Origin of the sequence: Rhodococcus sp. EPR-134 (assembly GCF_001647205.1) — a bacterium.
GTDB classification, from domain to species: Bacteria; Actinomycetota; Actinomycetes; order Mycobacteriales; family Mycobacteriaceae; genus Rhodococcus_F; species Rhodococcus_F qingshengii.
The window spans coordinates 1-1,494 of record NZ_LVCT01000453.1 but is presented as its reverse complement, the minus strand read 5'-3'; the positions used below and the strand labels follow the sequence as shown (position 1 = coordinate 1,494).

Here is a 1,494-nt window from a genome sequence, read left to right as displayed (position 1 = left end):
ACGACGCTCGGCATGCCATTGAGCTGTCGATGCTTTGTACTCGAGTCGGTAGGTTCGCGTTGACGCGTTCCTGCGCAGCTCCCGCGAGATCGTCGACGGGCTGCGGCCCAGACGGCGAGCAATTTGTCGGACTCCTTCGCCTTGCGCACGCCAAAGCGCGATGTCCTCACGCTCGGACGAGGAGATGTACCGTCCAGAAACACTAGGGGGCAGTTGCGGATTCACTCCACCAGCATGCTTGAACCAACGATGAGCGACCGGCTCTGACACTCCGGCGGTAATCCCCGCGTCAACGGTTTTCGCTCCACCGGCGATCGCGATCCAGAAGCGAACCCGGTCTTCACGCCAGGCTATTGTCGGTCGCCCTGGTGAAGCGATCTGTCCTCGATATTCCCGGACTCGTTTCTGCCTCTCGATGGCTCTCATCGAACACCTCTATCGGGTAGGTGTTGCGACGACCGGTTGAATACGCCTTGCGACCCGCGGTCGTTGTGGTGAATGAGCCCGGCCAGTTCGGTAATCCCTTCTCGGCGTCGAGTCCAGATCGCGTGCTCGATCGCATCGAGTACCAACGGTGTCGCCATCGTCGTCGCAGTCCTCCAACCCAGAATCCGCCGTGAATACGCATCGATCACGAACGCGACGTACACCCAACCCGACCACGTCGAAACATAGGTAAAGTCGGCTACCCACAACACATTTGGCGCAACCGGGTTGAACTTTCGCTGCACCAGATCGTCCGCCCGACGGCCTTGTGGATCTGCGATAGTGGTCCGTTTCGCCTTGCCTCGACGTGCACCTTCGAGCCCGAGGACACCCATCAACCGTTCGACCGTGCACCGTGCCACGTCGATGCCTTCTCGACGCATTTCCAGCCACACCTTCCGGGCTCCGTAGACCGAATAATTCTCGGCATGTACACGGCTGACCGCGGCTTTGAGCTCTTCGTCGCGCAGAGCCCGCCGAGATGCGGAACGATTGCGCGCGTCGTAGTAGGTGGACGGCGCAATTGAGCAGCCATGCTCGCTGAGCACCCTGCACATCGGCTCGACGCCGTACTCACTCTTGTATCGGTTGATGAAGTCGATGATCACTTGTTGTTGCGGTCGAGCTCCGCTGCGAAGAAAACCGATGCCGAATTCAGGATCTCGTTGGCGCGCTTGAGTTCCCGATTCTCGGCTCGAAGTTTGCGCATCTCCGCTGCCATTTCGCTCGTCACACCGGGACGTTCGCCGGCGTCGGTCTGAGCTCTCCGGACCCAGTTGAGCAGCGTTTGCGCTGTTCCGATGCCGAGTTTGTCAGCGACGGATTCGACTGCGGCCCACTCGGACGGGTACTCGTGTTGGACTTCTGCGACCATCCGCACTGCCCGCTCACGCAGTTCGGGCGGGTACCTCTTGTTCGTTGCTGAGGACATGACTCCATCTTTCCCAAAGGATGAAGTCTCCGGAAACTCCGGTTCGATTCACTGATTCCGTTGTCGGCGAGAGGCTG

General features: G+C 59.9%; 1 protein-coding gene, 1 pseudogene and 1 other annotated feature. The gene and the pseudogene both read right to left on the bottom strand.

Annotated features, from left to right (window positions below; translation table 11 throughout):
• Nucleotides 1–426 (bottom strand): helix-turn-helix domain-containing protein (locus A2J01_RS35300; protein WP_156519341.1); only part of this gene is annotated, 426 nt, incomplete at its 3' end.
• Nucleotides 426–1,417 (bottom strand): annotated as a pseudogene (locus A2J01_RS35295) (IS3 family transposase); the annotation flags it as partial. The pseudogene A2J01_RS35295 and the gene A2J01_RS35300, both read right to left, overlap by 1 nt.
• Nucleotides 1,002–1,130, bottom strand: a sequence feature (AL1L pseudoknot). It overlaps the preceding pseudogene by 129 nt.
• Nucleotides 1,418–1,494: the final 77 nt, after the last annotated feature.